The organism is Pedococcus sp. NPDC057267, assembly GCF_042668795.1.
Classification (GTDB): domain Bacteria; phylum Actinomycetota; class Actinomycetes; order Actinomycetales; family Dermatophilaceae; genus Pedococcus.
This window is the reverse complement of sequence record NZ_JBHUYG010000102.1, coordinates 1-14,951: the sequence shown is the minus strand read 5'-3', so window position 1 is coordinate 14,951 and position 14,951 is coordinate 1. Positions and strand designations below refer to the sequence as shown.

Sequence of the window (14,951 nt, the reverse complement as noted above, 5' to 3'; positions counted from 1 at the left end):
GACCACGGGTGGTCGGGGCCGTCGCGGAGCCGGGAGCCGGGAGCCGGCGCTACGGGATCATCCAGCTGAGCACCGCGGTGGACTGAAGGAAGACGAGCACGCACATGAACGCCACGAAGGCGATGCTCCACCCGATGACGCGCCGGAAGATGTCGCCCTCACGACCGGACATGCCCACGGCAGCGGCCGCGATCGCCAGGTTCTGGGGCGAGATCATCTTGCCGAGCACGCCGCCGGAGGAGTTCGCGGCGGCCATCAGGGCCGGGTGCAGCCCGGCGTCCTTGGCGGCCGTCACCTGCAGCGCGCCGAACAACGAGTTCGACGAGGTGTCCGACCCGGTGACCGCGACGCCGAGCCAGCCGAGGATCGGCGACAGCAGGGCGAACGCGCCGCCCGCCCCCGCCATCCACGTGCCGAGGCTGGAGGTCTGCCCGGACGCGTTCATGACGTAGGCCAGGCCCAGCACCGCCATGACGGTGACGATCGCGGCCGCGAGCTGCTTGAGCGTCGTCCCGTAGGCCCGCAGCGCCCTCGCTGGGGAGATCCCCAGGACGGGGATGGAGACGATCCCGGAGATCAGCATGAGGGTGCCGGCTGCGGCGAGCCAGTTCAGCTTGAACTGGGGGATCTTCGAGGCCTTGCCCGACGCGGACTGCAGGCCGTCGAGCCCGGGCCAGTTGAACACCTTGGTGGGGGCGTCGAGGGCGTCCTTGATGCCGGGCAGCTGCGCCAGCACGAAGACGACGATGATGATGAGGTACGGGGCGTAGGCCTTGAAGACGTCGGACCCGCGGTCGTGGGCCGCCTCGTCGCGAGCCCTCATGGTGGCGAGGTCCTCGGCGCCCGCATCGCTCTCCATGGGCACCGCGCGGCGGCGGCCGGTGTGCGGCTCGGCGGGCTGGTCGGCGTGCCGGTCGCTGCCCTCCGCCTCCATCGCCCTGGTGGCCGAGGTCCGCGCGCCGCGGGCGCCTGCGGCGACGACCTCGGCCTGCTCGACCTCGGACTCGACGTAGGCCTGCTTCGGCTGCCAGACGCGCAGCAGCAGGACGACGGCCAGCGCGCTCACGAGCGAGGCGACGATGTCGGTGAGCGGCGTCGAGATGTAGTTCGAGGTGACGAACTGCGCCACGGCGAAGGTGATCCCGCAGGTGAGAGTCGCGGGCAGGGTCGCCCGGACGCCGCGACCCCGGTCGATGATGAAGACGAGCGCCATGGGGACGAAGACGCCGAGCAGCGGGGTCTGCCGACCGACGATCTGCGACAGCGTGTGCTCGGGCTGCTGGCTGACGGTCGCCAGCGTCGTGATCGGCACGGCCAGGGCGCCGAACGCGACCGGCGCGGTGTTGGCGACGAGGGCCACGACCGCGGCCTTGAGCGGCCGGAAGCCCAGCGCGATGAGCATCACGCTCGTGATCGCGACCGGCGTCCCGAACCCGGCGAGCGCCTCGAGCAGCGCGCCGAACGAGAAGGCGATGATCACGGCCTGGATCCGCTGGTCGTCGCTGATGCTCGCGAACGAGCGGCGCAGCACGTCGAAGTGCCCCGTCGCGACGGTCATGTTGTAGACCCAGATCGCGTTGATGACGATCCACATGATCGGGAAGAAGCCGAAGGCCGCGCCCTCGATGCCGCTGGAGACGGCCATACCGACGGGCATCGAGTACGCCCAGATCGCGATCACGATCGAGACGAGCAGCGCGGCGATGCCGGCCTTCCACGCGGCGAGCCGCAGGCCGCCTAGCAGGATGAAGATGGTGAGCAGGGGCAGCATGGCCACGAGGGCCGTGAGGAACAGGGAACCACCTACGGCGTCGAGTACCGGACGGAACATGCGTTCACCTCGGGGTGTGAGGGGGGATGGGTGGGAGGTCGTCGTGCACGGAGGAGACCCGTGGTCTAGGACTGGGGCGACCCCCCTCGTGCCACGCCGAGGTCCTCGGGTGGCAGTCCTCGGATCGAGGCGTCGAGCACCTCGACGGTGTGCGCCATCGCCAGCGCGGCCCCGGCCCGCTCCAGCGACGTCCGGACCTGCATGAGGCAGCCCGGGTTGGCGGTGACGAGCAGCTCCGCCGCCGTCGCGACGACGTTGGCCGCCTTGCGGTCGCCCAGCTCCCGGGCGGCGCCCGGGTTCAGGAGGTTGTAGATCCCCGCGCTACCGCAGCACAGCGACGCCTCGTTGATCTCCCGCAGCTCGAGGCCGGGTATGCCGCGCAGCAGCTCACGTGGCTGCGCCCGGACGCCCTGCGCGTGGCCCAGGTGGCAGGCGTCGTGGTACGCCACGGACACCTGCAGCGGGTGCCGCGGCGCCACCGGGCCGACCTCGGCGAGGATCTCGCTGACGTCGCGCACCTTCGCCTGGAAGGCGCGCGCACGGTCGGCCCACGCGGGGTCGTCGGCGAGCAGGTCGGCATACTCCTTCATCGCCGACCCGCACCCGGCGGAGTTCACGACCACGTGCTCGACCCCGGCGCGCTCGAACTCCTCGACGAGGCGCCGGGCGAAGCCGGCTGCCTCCTCCTCGCGGCCGTTGTGCGCGGACAGCGCGCCGCAGCAGCCCTGCCCGGACGGCGCGACGACGTCGAAGCCCTCGGCGGCCAGGACCCGCGCGGTCGCGGCGTTCACCCCGGGGAAGAACTCGCGCTGCACGCAGCCGAGCAGCATCCCGACGGTCCCCCGCCTGGCACCGCGGGCCGGCGTCAGGGCGGGCACGTCCTCGCGTCGACCCAGGGGCGGGGCGAGCGACTCCATCGCCGCGAGCTGAGGCGAGATCCGTTGCAGCACACCGGTCCTGCGCAGCAGCCGGGACAGACCCGAACGCTGGTGCAGCCGCAGGGGTCCGCGCAGGGCGCGCAGGCGGCGCGGGTAGGGGAACAGCGCGAACACCGCCTCGCGCAACGCGCGGTCGGACCGGGAACGCGTGGTGTTGCGCTCGACCTGGGCGCGGGTGTCGGTGATGAGCCTGTCGTACTGCACCCCGGAGGGGCAGGCGGTGACGCAGGCCATGCAGCCGAGGCAGGCGTCGAAGTGCCCGACCACCTCGGGTGTCAGCGGCTCGCCACCGACCACCTGCTGCATGAGGTGGATGCGGCCGCGGGGCGAGTCCATCTCCTCGCCCCACAGGACGTACGTGGGGCACGTCGGCAGGCAGAAGCCGCAGTGCACGCAGTCGGACAGCAGCTCCTGGGAGGGGGGCCGGTGGTCGTCGAAGTGGGGACCGTCCAGGGCGACCGCCCGGGGGTGCCCGTGCTCCGCGGTGCGGTCGACCACCCCGTCGGCCGGTCCTGCCGCGCCGGCGGGGCCGTGTCCGGTCGTCGGGTCGGTGCTGGTCATCAGATGCCTCCCACGAAGCGCCCGGGCGACAGCAGCCGGCCGGGGTCGAAGCGGTCCTTGACGGCGCGCATGAGGCCGAGCGCCTGGATGGGAACCCACAGGTCCACCCGGTCCCGGACGTCGTCCGGTGCGTCGAGCACGACGACCTGCCCGTCGAACCCGGCGGAGGCGACCCGCAGGCGCTGCACGAGGGCGGCCACCGCGTCGGAGTCGCCCTCGACGGCGACGTGCTCCACGCCGACCGCCGGCGAACCGCGCAGGTGCGCGCGCACGCCTGAGCCGGCGGCCGCCTCGGTGAGGACCCGCAGCAGCGGTGTCACCCCGGTCAGGACGTGGGTGACGCGCAGGAGCGTGCACCCCGGTCGGTCGGCTGCGACGTGGTCACCCCACCAGGACGGGGGGTCCTCGCCCACCAGCACGTCCGCGCCACCGGAGGCGGCGAGCAGGTCGGCGACCCGCTGGGCGGACTCGGTCGCGCCGTCCGGGTGACCCTCGACGAGGACGGACAGGGAGCCGGCGGGCCCGGCGGAGCCGACCGGCTCGCGGGGGCCCGCGCCAGCGCCCGGGCCACCCGGCCCGCTCGATCCCGCGTCCGACACGGGGACGTCCAGCTCCACGGCCGACGGGACGAGCTGGCTGTGCGCGACCGCGAGCACGGCGGCACCGGCTGCCGCCGCGTCGGCCACCGAGGCCGTCACCCAGCGGCGACCCTGCGGCACGGGGTGCAGGCGCAGGGCCACCTGCGTGATGAGCCCGAGGGTGCCGAAGGAGCCGGTGAGCAGCTTGGCGAGGTCGTACCCCGCGACGTTCTTGACCACCTTGCCGCCACTGTGCGCCACGACGCCGTCGGCACGGACGAGTGTCATGCCGATGACCAGGTCACGGACCGCGCCGTGGTGCAGCCGCAGCGGGCCGCTGGCGGCGGTGGCGACCGCTCCCCCGAGTGTGCCGCCGGTCGGCGGGTCGATCCCGAGCCGCTGGCCGGCGCCACCCACGTCCTCCTGCACCCGCGCCAGCGACCGGCCGGCGCCGGCGACGTAGACGAGGTCGCCGGCGGCGTGCTCGACGAGCGCGTCGATGCGGCTGGTGTCGACCACGAGGTCGAGGCGTTCGGGGCGACCGCCCCAGCGCAGCCTGGTCCCCGAGCCCCGGGCCGTCACCGCGAGCCCGTCCCGGGCGACCACCCGCATCAGCGCGGCCGTCTCCTCCGTGCTCGCGGGGGATGCCACCCAGCGGGGGCGTATGCCGAGCAGGGCGTCGTCGTCGCCCGCCGGCTCGACCCGCCCGTCGCAGGCGCGCAGCAGGTCGTCGGACACCTGGGTGGTCACGACTCGCCTCCAAGCACTGCCGACACCATCAGAAGACCTCCGCCACGCCGGCCTCGGCCAGCGGGTGCGCGCCCTGGTGCCGGCCAGGCCGCTCGCCGCACAGCCGCGGGGTCGGGAACACCTTGCCGGGGTTGGAGATCGAGTCGGGGTCGAACGCACAGCGGACGAGCTGCATCGTGTCGAGGTCGTCGTCGGTGAACATCCGCGGCATGAACTTGGCCTTGTCGGCGCCGACACCGTGCTCACCGGTGATCGAGCCGCCGTGCTCGATGCACAGGTCGAGGATGGCGCCGGAGACCTCCTCGGCCCGCTCAGCCTCACCCTCGCGGCCGTCGTCGAAGAGCACGAGCGGGTGCAGGTTGCCGTCGCCGGCGTGGAAGACGTTGGCCACGCGGACCCCGCTGCGCTCGGAGAGCTCGGCGATGCTGCGCAGCACCTCCGGCAGGGAGGTCCGCGGGATGACGCCGTCCTGGACGATGTAGTCGGGGCTGATCCGCCCCACGGCGGCGAACGCCGACTTGCGCCCCTTCCAGAAGAGCGCGCGCTCGGTGTCGTCCCGGGCGATGCGGATCTCGAAGGCTCCGGCGTCGCGGCAGTGGCGCTCGACCTCGGCGAACACGTGCCGGACGTCGGAGGCGGGCCCGTCGATCTCGACGATGAGCACCGCCCCGGCCCCCGCCGGGTAGTCGCAGTGGACCGCGGCCTCGGCCGCCTCGATGGCGAGCGCGTCCATCATCTCGATGGCAGCCGGGATGACGCCCGCGCCGATGATCGCGGACACGGCCTCGCCGGCCGCGTCGGTCGAGGCGAAGGCCGCCAGCAGGGTCGACACGTCCTCGGGGGTCCGCGTCAGCCGCACCGTCACCCGGGTCGCGATGCCGAGCGTGCCCTCGGAGCCGACGAGGGCGCCGAGCAGGTCGTAGCCCGTGGGGTCCGGGGCCTTTCCCCCGACCTCGACGACCTCGCCGCCGGCGGTGACGAGCTCGAGCCCGGTGACGTGGTTGGTCGTGAAGCCGTACTTGAGGCAGTGCGCCCCACCCGAGTTCTCGGCGACGTTGCCCCCGATGGAGCAGACCTGCTGGCTGGAGGGGTCGGGCGCGTAGTAGTACCCGAGCGGGCGGGTCAGGTCGCTCAGCTGGAGGTTGATGACCCCGGGCTCGACCACGGCCCGCTGGTTGTCGCGGTCGACCTCGAGCACGTCGCGCATGCGGCTCATCACGATGAGGACGCCGTCGGCGTGCGGGAGCGCCCCACCCGACAGCCCCGTGCCCGAGCCCCGCGCGACGAACGGCACGCCGGCGCGGGCGCACTCGGTGACCGTGGCGGCGACGTCGGCGGTGCTGGCGGCGAGGACGACCATGGCGGGGACCACGCGGTAGTGGGCCAGGCCGTCGCACTCGTAGGTGCGCAGCTCCTGCCGGTCGGTGAGGACGGCGTCCGCGCCGACGAGGGCACGCAACCGCCGGGCCAGGACCTCGATGTCCATCGAACGCACCGCCTTGTTTTCCACATCGCGGAAGTTGGCTTTTGCTCAATGGAGCGTATTTCCGGACATCCCGGTCAGTCAACGGTGCCGCGCCACATCCTGCGGAGCGTTCTGTGGCGGATCACCCGAGGTCAGGCGCTTGCCGGCCGCCTCGACCGCCTGTTCCGAGGCCTGCGCCGACCGGGCGTCGCGTGCCGAGGACACCTGGCCCAGCGTCGCGCCCCCTCCCTCCACCCCCCAGGCCGTCACGAGCAGCCGCGGCGAGGTGCCGGCGGTCCCCGTGACGGCACGCCAGTCGTCCAGCCACCGGCTCTGCACGGCAGCCCGCGCCCTCAGCTCTCCCTGCTCGGCAGCCCAGCGGCCCCACGTGCCGGGACGGCGCGACGGTGCGGTCCACGGGACCGTACGGGCGACGTGCGTGGGCGCCTTGCCGTAGGCGCGGGCACTGGGCGCGCCCACCGCCGCGGCGAGGCGCTGGTGGGCGCCGATCCGCAGGGCCCGGCGCTCGATCCTCGTCGACGCCGCGGCCTGGGCGGCGGCGTTGGTGGCGCGGGCCCCGGTCTTGAGCCCACCCGCGACCGGACCTGCCGCCGCGGCGGCTGCGCCCAGCGCGAGGGACGACCAGGAGCCGTCGCCCCAGACTGCGAGCAGCGCCGCGTCGGCGGCGAGCCCGGCCGCGCCCGCGGCAGCGGCAACGGGCGCTGCCACGGCCCGGACCGGAGGCACCGGGAGCAGCGCCGCCGGACCCGCGACCCCGTCCACGGCGCGGGCGATGTCGCGAGTCGTCGTCACCGCGTCGTACCAGCCGCTGTCGGACAGGCCGTCGTCGCGCAGCGAGGCCAGCACCGACGCGCACTGCCGGTCGGCGGCCCGGTACGCGGCCCAGGCGTCGGACGCCGTCCGCTCGGCCGCCTGCACCCGCTCCCCCGCCTCCACCATCCGCGCGCGCAGGCGCGGCGCGGTGCTCCGGACGGCCGGGTCGTCGCTCGACTCGGCGAGCGACATGGCATCCCCCGCAGCCAGGAACTCGGGCCACGCCTGCTGGTGCACCCGCTGGGCACCGGTCACCATCGCCTGCGCCCTCGTGAGCGCACCGGCGAGCGCGACGAGGGCCCCGGCGGCCACGGCATACCGGCGCGAGAGCCGGTCGACGACGCCCGCCACGCCGGCGCACCGCCGCGCGAACGCCTCGCCCGCTGCGCTGTCCCACGTGGTGAGCGAGGGGTCCGCAAGGCCGCGCAGGCTCCTTGCGAGCGAGCCCAGCCAGTCGCCCTCCCCGGCGAGCGTGACCGCGAGCGCCCGGACCGTGCCGGGGTCGCCGCCGAGTGGCGCGGGCGCCCTCACCAGGCGCTCCCCCCGCCGTCACCGCCGACCGCGAGGTCTGCCACCCCGGCCTCCACCTCCGCATACGCCGAACCCGCCGCGCGGACCGCCGCCGCCAGCGACCCGCAGGAGCGGCCGAGCAGCAGCCGCTGGTGCTCGACGTCGCCGAGGATCCCCGCCAGCGCCGCCGCACTGTCGCCGGGGCCGAAGGCCCAGGCGTCGGTGCCCGCACGCTCGGCGCACCACACCAGCTCGTCGGCGACGCCCGCCAGCGCGCCGGCCAGCGCGGTGAGCGCCTCGGGGGTGACGGAGATCCTCGGCATGTCACCGAGGCTAGGACGCGCAGGATCCGGGTCGGCGGTTGTCCACAGCCCCTGCGCCGCAAGCCGCTCCCCCCGAGGACCGCCGCCGCAGCTCCGCCCGGCATGAAACAGATCGGCCGCCCGTGATGTTGTGGGACACATGACGACGATCACGGGTGAGTACGTCCCCAGCCCCACGAAGTGGGTCCGCGAGCAGGTCGAGAAGATCGAGGAGACCGGCACGACGCGGTCCGTGCACATCATGGACCGGCCGGTCGTGATGCTGACGATGCTCGGGGTGTCCGGCAAGGTGCGCAAGGTCCCGCTGATGCGGGTCGAGCACGAGGGCCTGTATGCCGCGGTGGCCAGCAAGGGCGGCGCCCCCGAGCACCCCGCGTGGTACGCGAACGTCCGCAAGAACCCGGTGCTCGACCTCCAGGACGACGACCGCACGTGGACCGTCCGGGCACGCGAGCTCGAGGGCGAGGAGCGCGAGCAGTGGTGGGAGCGCTGCGTCGCGGCGTACCCGCCCTACGCGGAGTACCAGACCAAGACCGACCGCCTGATCCCGGTGTTCGTCCTCGAGCCGGTGGAGGACGCCTCCTGAGGAGGACCTAGCGCGAGGGTGCAGCCCCGGGGCCGTCCGCCTCGGGGCTGCCCTGTGTCGTGCCATCGGGGGCTGCGGACGTCGTGCCGTCGGCGGCGGGGCTGGAGGCGGTGCGCCGCAGCCACAGCAGGCCCAGCACCGGCAGCACGAGCGGGACGAACCCGTACCCCGAGCCGAAGTGCGACCACACCGTCTTGTCGGGGAAGGCGCTCCGCGCGAGATACGAAGCGAGCCCGACGACGAGCACGCCGACCAGCTCGACGCTGATCGCGGCGAGGGCCACGCGGCGGGACGTCCGGTCGCCGCGGGCCAGGGCGACCGTGGCGACGATGTAGATGACGGCCGCGACGGCCGACAGGACGTACGCGAGCGGGGCGCGCGAGAAGTACTCGGTGATCTGCAGGACCGAGCGGCCGGTGGCGGCGAGCGCCAGCAGGCCGTAGACCGAGACCAGGACGATGCCGGGGCCGGAGCGGGTCGACCGCGGGGCGCCGGGCTGCTGCGACGTCGACTCAGCCACCGAGACCCCAGATCTGCTGCAGGCGCGCCGTCATCACGGCCACCCCGAACGCGCCGACGGCGACGACCACCATCGCCCAGCGAGTCTTCTCCTTGAGCGCGGTGAACAGGGCCACCGGCGGGACGAACGGCAGCGTCACGGCATACGCGGCGAACGTCGCGCGCTCGGCTCCCCCGCCGCTCACGCGCCCGACGTGGACGAGCGCGACGACGAGCTGCACGACCAGGCCGACCTCGAGGACGGCTCCCGCGAGCAGCATCCGGTCGTCGAGCAGCCGGCCCCTCGCGGCATACCAGCCGGACAGCGCCAGCAGGACGAGCGCCACCACGAAGACGGCGACGGTCAGCGGGAAGAGCACGGCGCGAAGCCTACGACAGCACTGCTGCACGGACGTGGTGCGGGCCGCTCCGCCGGGGACGGGTGCGGCGCCGGGGCGGCGGCCACGCGTCCTACCCCGCACGTCCCGGCACCCCGGCCGAGCCCCCGCCGGAGCCGCCACCCTTCGCCGGGCCGCTCGACGGCGCCGGGGACGCGACGTTGGACGGCGTCGTCGCGGGAGCCCTCGAGCCCGACCCGCTCGTCGAGACCCTGCCGGACGGAGTGGTCTGCGGTGTCGAGAGACCACCGGCCTTGCCGGGCGCGGTCGACTGGGGCCCCTGCGTCCTCGTCCGGGTCGTGCCGGTGCCGGGCGAGGTGGAGTGCGGGTTCGGTGTCCTCGTGGTCTGGGGGTTGCCGGGCGAGGTGGGGTGCGGGTTCGGCGCCCTCGTCGTGCCCGTGCCGGAGCCCGTGGGGTGGGTGGTCGGCGCCGGCCCCGGCGACGCCTGCGACGTGGGCCGGGTCGCGACGGCCGCGCAGTACTCCTGCACGTGCTCGGCGCCGCCGGCCCGCGAGGCGAGCGCGCGGAAGGCCGTGGACCGGTCCCGGGGGGTGCCCGCGGCCTGGTCGGTCGACCACGCGCGGCACAGGCCGGCCGTGGCCGGGTCCGACGGGCCGGTCGACGGGCCGGGCGAGGTGCCGGCGGGGCTCGTGGACCCGCCGTGCGCGGACGGTCCGGACGCGCCGGTGGTCGGCGCCGGGGCGCCGATGGCGTCGTGCATCGCCTGCTGGACCGGGGCCGGGAGGGCACCGACGTATGCCGCGGCGGTGAGCCCGCCGAGCGACATCACCGAGGCGGAGAGTGCGGCGACGGCGACGGCGGCGCCCCGGGACCGACCGACCACCCCGGTGACACCGCCGGCGACCCGGGGGCGCCCGGACCTCCTGGCGGAGCGGCCGGTCGCGCTGCGCGAGCCGGGACGCAGGGTCTCTGCCGCGCTCGGCACGGCCACGGTGGCGATGACCCGGGAGCCGTGGGTGCTCGGACCCGCAGGGCCGTCGGGGCGGCCACCTCCGCCGCGGCCGGCGCGGCCACCTCCCCGCCGACCGGCGCGGGACCGACCGGTGAAGGCACCGAGCACCACTCGCTCGTCGGCGAGCTCGGCCACGGACCGCGGGGCCGTGAGCGACCACCGCAGCAGGTCGTGGTCGACGCCCAGGCGCTCGAGCCCGCGCAGCGCGAGCCGCGTCACCGCCAGCTCGTCGACCCCGGTGACGCGGCTGGTGTCGCGGACCGACAGGCCCGCGCCGTACCGGAGCAGCAGCACCTCCCCCTGTCCCAACGGAAGGCTGCGCAGGGCCGCGAGCGAGTCGGCGATGCCCCGGGTGCGGGGGTCGTCGACAGCCGCGCTCGTGAGCTCCTCCTCGACGTGGGCGGTCACGGGAGCGCCGACGGGCAGGCCCAGGCCGGGCGTGACGCTGACCGACCCCCACGCGCGCCGCAGCGAGCCCTCGTGGGCACGGGCCCGGGCGCACGAGAGCAACCAGACGAGCCAGTCACGCTCGTCGCCGGCGAACCCGGCGAGGCCGCGCACCACCGTGATCCACGCCTCGCAGGCGCCGTCGTAGGGGTCGTCGTAGCCCACCACCCGCAGGTAGCGGACGAGCAACGGGTTGGCGTCCCGCCACAGCCGTGCGAACGCACCCTCGTCCCCCGACTGTGCCGCACGCACCGTACGGCTGAAGTCGGTGTCGAGCACGGGTCCAGTATCGGGCCGGCGGCCCTTGCGGGGGCCTCAGCCGTTCGGGTCGAGTCGCGCTCCACCCCGAGGCGGACGCGGTGGCCCGGCGCCTGTGGCATGGCGGCCCGTGCGGGCACCCCGCCCCGGCCGTGCTGCGCCCGGGGTGGAGCAGGGACGTCGCGGCCGGTGTCGGCGGCCGGACCCGCGCCGGCCCCTGCCCCGTGGCGAGGCCCCGGGCTGATTCGCAAACCGCCCAGGGCCTCGTCGTCCGGGAGTGACGGGCTCTCGGCGTCCGGGAGGGCGGAGCGGCCCGCCACCCTCGTCGGGGGTACCTCCGCAGCTCTCGCTGCGGTACGGACCGGCTGTCCTTCCGGTTCGCCCTCGTTGCCGGGGGCGCAGTTCCTTTGTCCCGCAACGCGGGCCGGCGCAGCAGGGACCTAGGTCCCGACTTCGGGACCTCCTGCGACGGTCCGACTTCGGGACCTCCTGATGGCGCCGACCTCCGCCCGTGCGGCGAACTCAGCCAACCGAACGAAAACGCATCGTCCGAACGGGTGGTGACCTCGCCGATGTCGACGCGGCCGGGGCGTCCCGCCCTAGCGTCGCCACCCATGGACAGCCACCCGCGCACGCTGCCGACCCTGGTCCGTCTCTCCCAGCCCGCCCTGTGCGGCTGCGGCGAGGTCGTGGCGGGCGGCGAGCGCGTGGGCTACCTGTCCTCGGACGAGGGGATCCTCTGCCTCGACTGCATGGCCGACGTCCAGGCCGGACGCCTCGACCTCGCGGCACGTGCCGGCGGCAGCAACCGCACCGACCTGGTCGCCGCGCGGCGCCGGCTCAGCGCCGGCGAGCACCGCTCCGTGGTCGCCTCCCGGGCCGACGACCTCGTCCACCGGCTCGACGCGATCCGCGCGATGGGCACCCTGCAGGGCCAGCCCGGGCCGCGGGACGTGTACGCCCCCGACGCCGGCTGAGGCACGACGACCCGACGCCGACCAGTCGCGATCACCCGCCGCCGACGCCGACGCCGACGCGGCGTCGGCGCCGGCGTCCCCTGTCACCCGGCTCGCGGCATACGCCCCGTTGCGGGCGGTTCGGGGCACTGTGCCGCGCGTTGCCCCGTTCTGGGCCCGGGTGTACGTTCCGACAGTCCGGACACAGTCGTCCGAATTCGCCTCGGGCGCACTGTCCTGACCACCCAGGCGACGCCGGCCGGCGCCGCTCCCCTTCTGGGTCGGAGGACGCCCGATGTCTCGATCACTCGTCGCAGCCGCCAGCGCGCTGGCGTTGGGAACGACCGTCCTGGCAGCGCAGCTGCCCGCCAGCGCAGCCCCACCGGGACCCGCCCTCGGCCTGCCCCGGGGAGGGGCGCCCGCCGCGGTCGGCGGTGCCACCGCTGGAGCCGCCTCGGACGCCTCCGCAGCCTCAGCCGCCGCGGGTGGCGACGAGCTGTCCGTCACCACGCGGCTCGCCGACCGGCGTGAGGTCTCCGCCGGCACCCGCGCCTACTCCATCGGCTTCGAGGACGGCCGGTTCTACGCCAACGGATGGCACATCACCGGGGAGATGGGCGGGGTCTGGACCCCGCCCATGAAGATGGTCGACGGCGTCTGGTTCGGCCTCGACGGCCAGTGGGTCGGCCCGGCGACGAAGTTCACCAGCGGCTGGGGCTACACGCGGTACGACCTGCCCGACACCGCGGGCCTGGAGGTCGCGCGCACCGACTTCGTCCCCGACGGCGTCCGCGGCGCGCTCTTCGGACTGACCGTCACCAACCCCGGCGCCGCGCGCACGGCCACGCTGTCGGTCGACGCGCACTCCGAGCTCATGGGCCAGTACCCGTGGGGCTTCTCCGGCGTCACGCCGAACGCCAGCGACAACCTCCCCGACAAGGGCTCCTACGACGGCAGGAACCTCGTCTTCACCGACGACGGGGCCCTGCCCGGCGCGCCCACGCACCACTACGCCGCCCTCGTCGGCACCTCGGCGACGCCCACGTCCGGGGCGATCGGCGACCAGTACTACGGGCCGCAGCCCGGGCACCGCTGCACCGGCACCGAGCCCGGCGCGCCCGCCGACCCCAAGCCGTCCGCGTGCGACGACGGACCGTTCGGCAAGGGCACCGGCGGAGAGCTGACGTACTCGCTCGACCTGCCCGCGGGCGGCTCGAGGACCGTCTGGCTCGCGGTCGCCGGGTCCGACCAGGGACTCACCTCGGCCCGCGCAGAGCTGGCCAAGGCGCTGGCCGACCCGGACGCGGCCCTGGCCGCCAAGAAGGCCGAGCGCCGGGCGCTGTCGCAGATGACCCAGCTGTCGCTGCCGGGTGACCCGCTCGTGCAGCAGGCCGTCGAGTGGGGCAAGCAGAACATGGCCGACCTGACGCAGACCGCGACCGACCTGCAGGTCCGCTGGACCAACCAGGGCAAGCAGTTCCCGCCACCCTCGGGCACCGTCGACCAGGCCACGTGGATCGGGGCCGGCTACCCGGACTACCCGTGGATCTTCGGCACCGACGCGGAGTACACGGCGTTCGCGGCGGTCTCGGTCGGCCAGTTCGAGGCCATCGAGTCGCACCTGCGCACGCTGCAGCAGGTCTCCGACATCCTCAACAACCGTTCCGGCGTCGTCACCCACGAGGTGGTGTCCGACGGCTCGATCTGGTTCGGCCACGACTCCCGGACGCAGAACGCCGACGGCACCACGTCCTACGACTTCAACACCGACGAGACGGTGAAGTTCCCCAGCACCGTCGCGCTGCTGTGGCGCTGGACCGGTGACAACGCCTTCCGCGACGAGATGTACGACTTCACGGTGCGCAACCTGCGCTACGTCACCTCCCAGCTCGACGCCGACCACGACGGGTGGCCCGAGGGCCTGGGCAACGTCGAGCGCGGCGGCATGGGCCAGGAGAAGCTCGACAACACCGTCTACTACATCCGCGGCCTGTACGACCTCGCCGACATGGCGAAGGCGAAGCACGACGGCCGCACCTTCTCCTGGGCGAACAACCTGGCCCGGAAGATCCGCGACCGGTTCGACGGCACCTGGTGGTACGCCGCGGCGTCGCAGTACGCCGACTCGCTCGTCGACCCGGGGAACGTCCAGTCATTCCAGAAGCACTGGATCGGGCAGACGCCGATGGAGGCCGAGCTCCAGGTCGACGGGCGCACCCAGGCCGGCCTCGCGCCGTACGACCACGGCACCGCGGCCCTCGCCGGCCGCGAGAACGACTGCTACAGCGGCACCCCGCCGTTCTCGACCGGCCTGTTCCACACCGGCTGCGGCGGCGGCGCCAACGGCCAGGGCGAGAAGGTCATCTTCGGCCTGACCACCTCGATCCAGTCGATCGGCGAGGGCAACTACGGCCGCCTCGGCGCCGGGCAGCAGCAGCGGTACACCCACGCGCTGGCCGACCCGATGTTCGCCGAGCCCGCGACCGGCGGCACGCCGGACGAGCAGCCGGGCGCCATGCCGGAGATCTTCCCGTCGCCGGACCAGGGCGCGAACATCGACCGCTGCTGGACCTGCCGCTCGATGTTCATGCAGGCCTGGGGCAACTACGGCACCGCATGGGCGGTCGTGCACCAGTGGCTCGGCGTACAGCCCGACCTCGGGACAGGCCGCCTCGTCGTGGTGCCGCAGGTGCCGCAGGGCCAGCCGTCGGTCTCCGGCGACCGGATCCGTCTCGGCGGCGGGTATGCCGACGTGGCGGCGTCCGTGAGCGGCTCGCGGTACACGACGACGATCGACGTCGAGCAAGCCGTGGGCGCGGACCAGGTCTGGATCGGCCACACCCTTCCGCGCGGCAGCCGGGTGGGCACCGTCCTCCTCGACGGCCAGGTGGTCACCGACGCGACGACCCGCACGACCAACCGCGGGCTCGAGGTGACCGTCCCGACGGCGGCCGGCTCGCACACGCTGGTGGTCACGACCAGCTGACCAGGGTGCAGTGCCGACCAGGCACCAGCACAGAGGTCCCACCGGGCTCGAGCCCGGTG

General features: G+C 74.4%; 12 protein-coding genes. 3 read left to right on the top strand and 9 right to left on the bottom strand.

Going from position 1 to position 14,951, the window contains the following annotated elements; translation table 11 throughout:
* Positions 1-49 precede the first annotated feature (49 nt).
* The 6 genes from ACFUC1_RS17520 to ACFUC1_RS17495 all read right to left on the bottom strand — a co-directional run bounded on the left by ACFUC1_RS17520 (position 50) and on the right by ACFUC1_RS17495 (position 7,790).
* The gene (locus ACFUC1_RS17520; RefSeq protein WP_379122086.1) at positions 50-1,831 is read right to left on the bottom strand and encodes an L-lactate permease; all 1,782 of its coding nucleotides are present in this window, start codon (positions 1,829-1,831) and stop codon (positions 50-52) included.
* Between the two features lie 65 nt (positions 1,832-1,896).
* Entirely contained in the window at positions 1,897-3,330 is a 1,434-nt protein-coding gene (locus tag ACFUC1_RS17515) for a (Fe-S)-binding protein (RefSeq protein ID WP_379122084.1), read from the bottom strand.
* Positions 3,330-4,658, bottom strand: a complete 1,329-nt coding sequence (locus ACFUC1_RS17510) for an FAD-binding oxidoreductase (protein WP_379122082.1) — start codon at positions 4,656-4,658, stop codon at positions 3,330-3,332. Before ACFUC1_RS17510 ends, ACFUC1_RS17515 begins: the two co-directional genes overlap by 1 nt.
* Positions 4,659-4,686: 28 nt before the next feature.
* Positions 4,687-6,144 (bottom strand): FAD-linked oxidase C-terminal domain-containing protein, encoded by a 1,458-nt coding sequence (locus tag ACFUC1_RS17505; RefSeq protein ID WP_379122080.1) that lies wholly within the window; start codon positions 6,142-6,144, stop codon positions 4,687-4,689.
* Positions 6,145-6,222: 78 nt separating this feature from the next.
* Positions 6,223-7,488 carry a hypothetical protein gene (locus ACFUC1_RS17500; protein WP_379122076.1) on the bottom strand — a complete coding sequence of 422 codons (1,266 nt, stop codon included), beginning with the start codon at positions 7,486-7,488 and terminating at the stop codon, positions 6,223-6,225.
* Entirely contained in the window at positions 7,485-7,790 is a 306-nt protein-coding gene (locus tag ACFUC1_RS17495; protein ID WP_379122075.1) for a hypothetical protein, read from the bottom strand. The genes ACFUC1_RS17500 and ACFUC1_RS17495 overlap by 4 nt, the downstream gene beginning before the upstream one ends.
* A 139-nt stretch (positions 7,791-7,929) precedes the next feature.
* Here ACFUC1_RS17495 and ACFUC1_RS17490 point away from each other — a divergent pair, with 139 nt between their 5' ends.
* Positions 7,930-8,376, top strand: coding sequence for a nitroreductase family deazaflavin-dependent oxidoreductase (locus tag ACFUC1_RS17490; protein ID WP_379122073.1), 447 nt, complete (start codon positions 7,930-7,932; stop codon positions 8,374-8,376).
* Between the two features lie 7 nt (positions 8,377-8,383).
* Here ACFUC1_RS17490 and ACFUC1_RS17485 read toward each other — a convergent pair whose 3' ends face one another.
* From ACFUC1_RS17485 to ACFUC1_RS17475, 3 genes are all read right to left on the bottom strand, one after another.
* Positions 8,384-8,896 (bottom strand): hypothetical protein, encoded by a 513-nt coding sequence (locus tag ACFUC1_RS17485; RefSeq protein ID WP_379122071.1) that lies wholly within the window; start codon positions 8,894-8,896, stop codon positions 8,384-8,386.
* Complete coding sequence (locus ACFUC1_RS17480) at positions 8,889-9,254, bottom strand: hypothetical protein (RefSeq protein ID WP_379122069.1); 366 nt, start codon at positions 9,252-9,254, stop codon at positions 8,889-8,891. The genes ACFUC1_RS17485 and ACFUC1_RS17480 overlap by 8 nt, the downstream gene beginning before the upstream one ends.
* 91 nt (positions 9,255-9,345) lie before the next feature.
* Entirely contained in the window at positions 9,346-10,971 is a 1,626-nt protein-coding gene (locus ACFUC1_RS17475) for a sigma factor-like helix-turn-helix DNA-binding protein (RefSeq protein WP_379122067.1), read from the bottom strand.
* A 593-nt stretch (positions 10,972-11,564) separates the two neighbouring features.
* Between ACFUC1_RS17475 and ACFUC1_RS17470 the strand changes: the two genes are divergently transcribed.
* On the top strand, positions 11,565-11,927 hold the full coding sequence (locus ACFUC1_RS17470; protein ID WP_379122065.1) for a hypothetical protein: 363 nt from the start codon (positions 11,565-11,567) through the stop codon (positions 11,925-11,927).
* Between the two features lie 274 nt (positions 11,928-12,201).
* The gene (locus ACFUC1_RS17465; RefSeq protein ID WP_379122063.1) at positions 12,202-14,892 is read left to right on the top strand and encodes a hypothetical protein; all 2,691 of its coding nucleotides are present in this window, start codon (positions 12,202-12,204) and stop codon (positions 14,890-14,892) included.
* Positions 14,893-14,951 lie beyond the last annotated feature (59 nt).

Coding starts and splice junctions, on each gene's coding strand:
- ACFUC1_RS17520 (WP_379122086.1), bottom strand. CDS start 1,831: ATGTTCCGTCCGGTACTCGACGCCGTAGGTGGTTCCCTGTTCCTCACG.
- ACFUC1_RS17515 (WP_379122084.1), bottom strand. CDS start 3,330: ATGACCAGCACCGACCCGACGACCGGACACGGCCCCGCCGGCGCGGCA.
- ACFUC1_RS17505 (WP_379122080.1), bottom strand. CDS start 6,144: ATGGACATCGAGGTCCTGGCCCGGCGGTTGCGTGCCCTCGTCGGCGCG.
- ACFUC1_RS17495 (WP_379122075.1), bottom strand. CDS start 7,790: ATGCCGAGGATCTCCGTCACCCCCGAGGCGCTCACCGCGCTGGCCGGC.
- ACFUC1_RS17490 (WP_379122073.1), top strand. CDS start 7,930: ATGACGACGATCACGGGTGAGTACGTCCCCAGCCCCACGAAGTGGGTC.
- ACFUC1_RS17470 (WP_379122065.1), top strand. CDS start 11,565: ATGGACAGCCACCCGCGCACGCTGCCGACCCTGGTCCGTCTCTCCCAG.
- ACFUC1_RS17465 (WP_379122063.1), top strand. CDS start 12,202: ATGTCTCGATCACTCGTCGCAGCCGCCAGCGCGCTGGCGTTGGGAACG.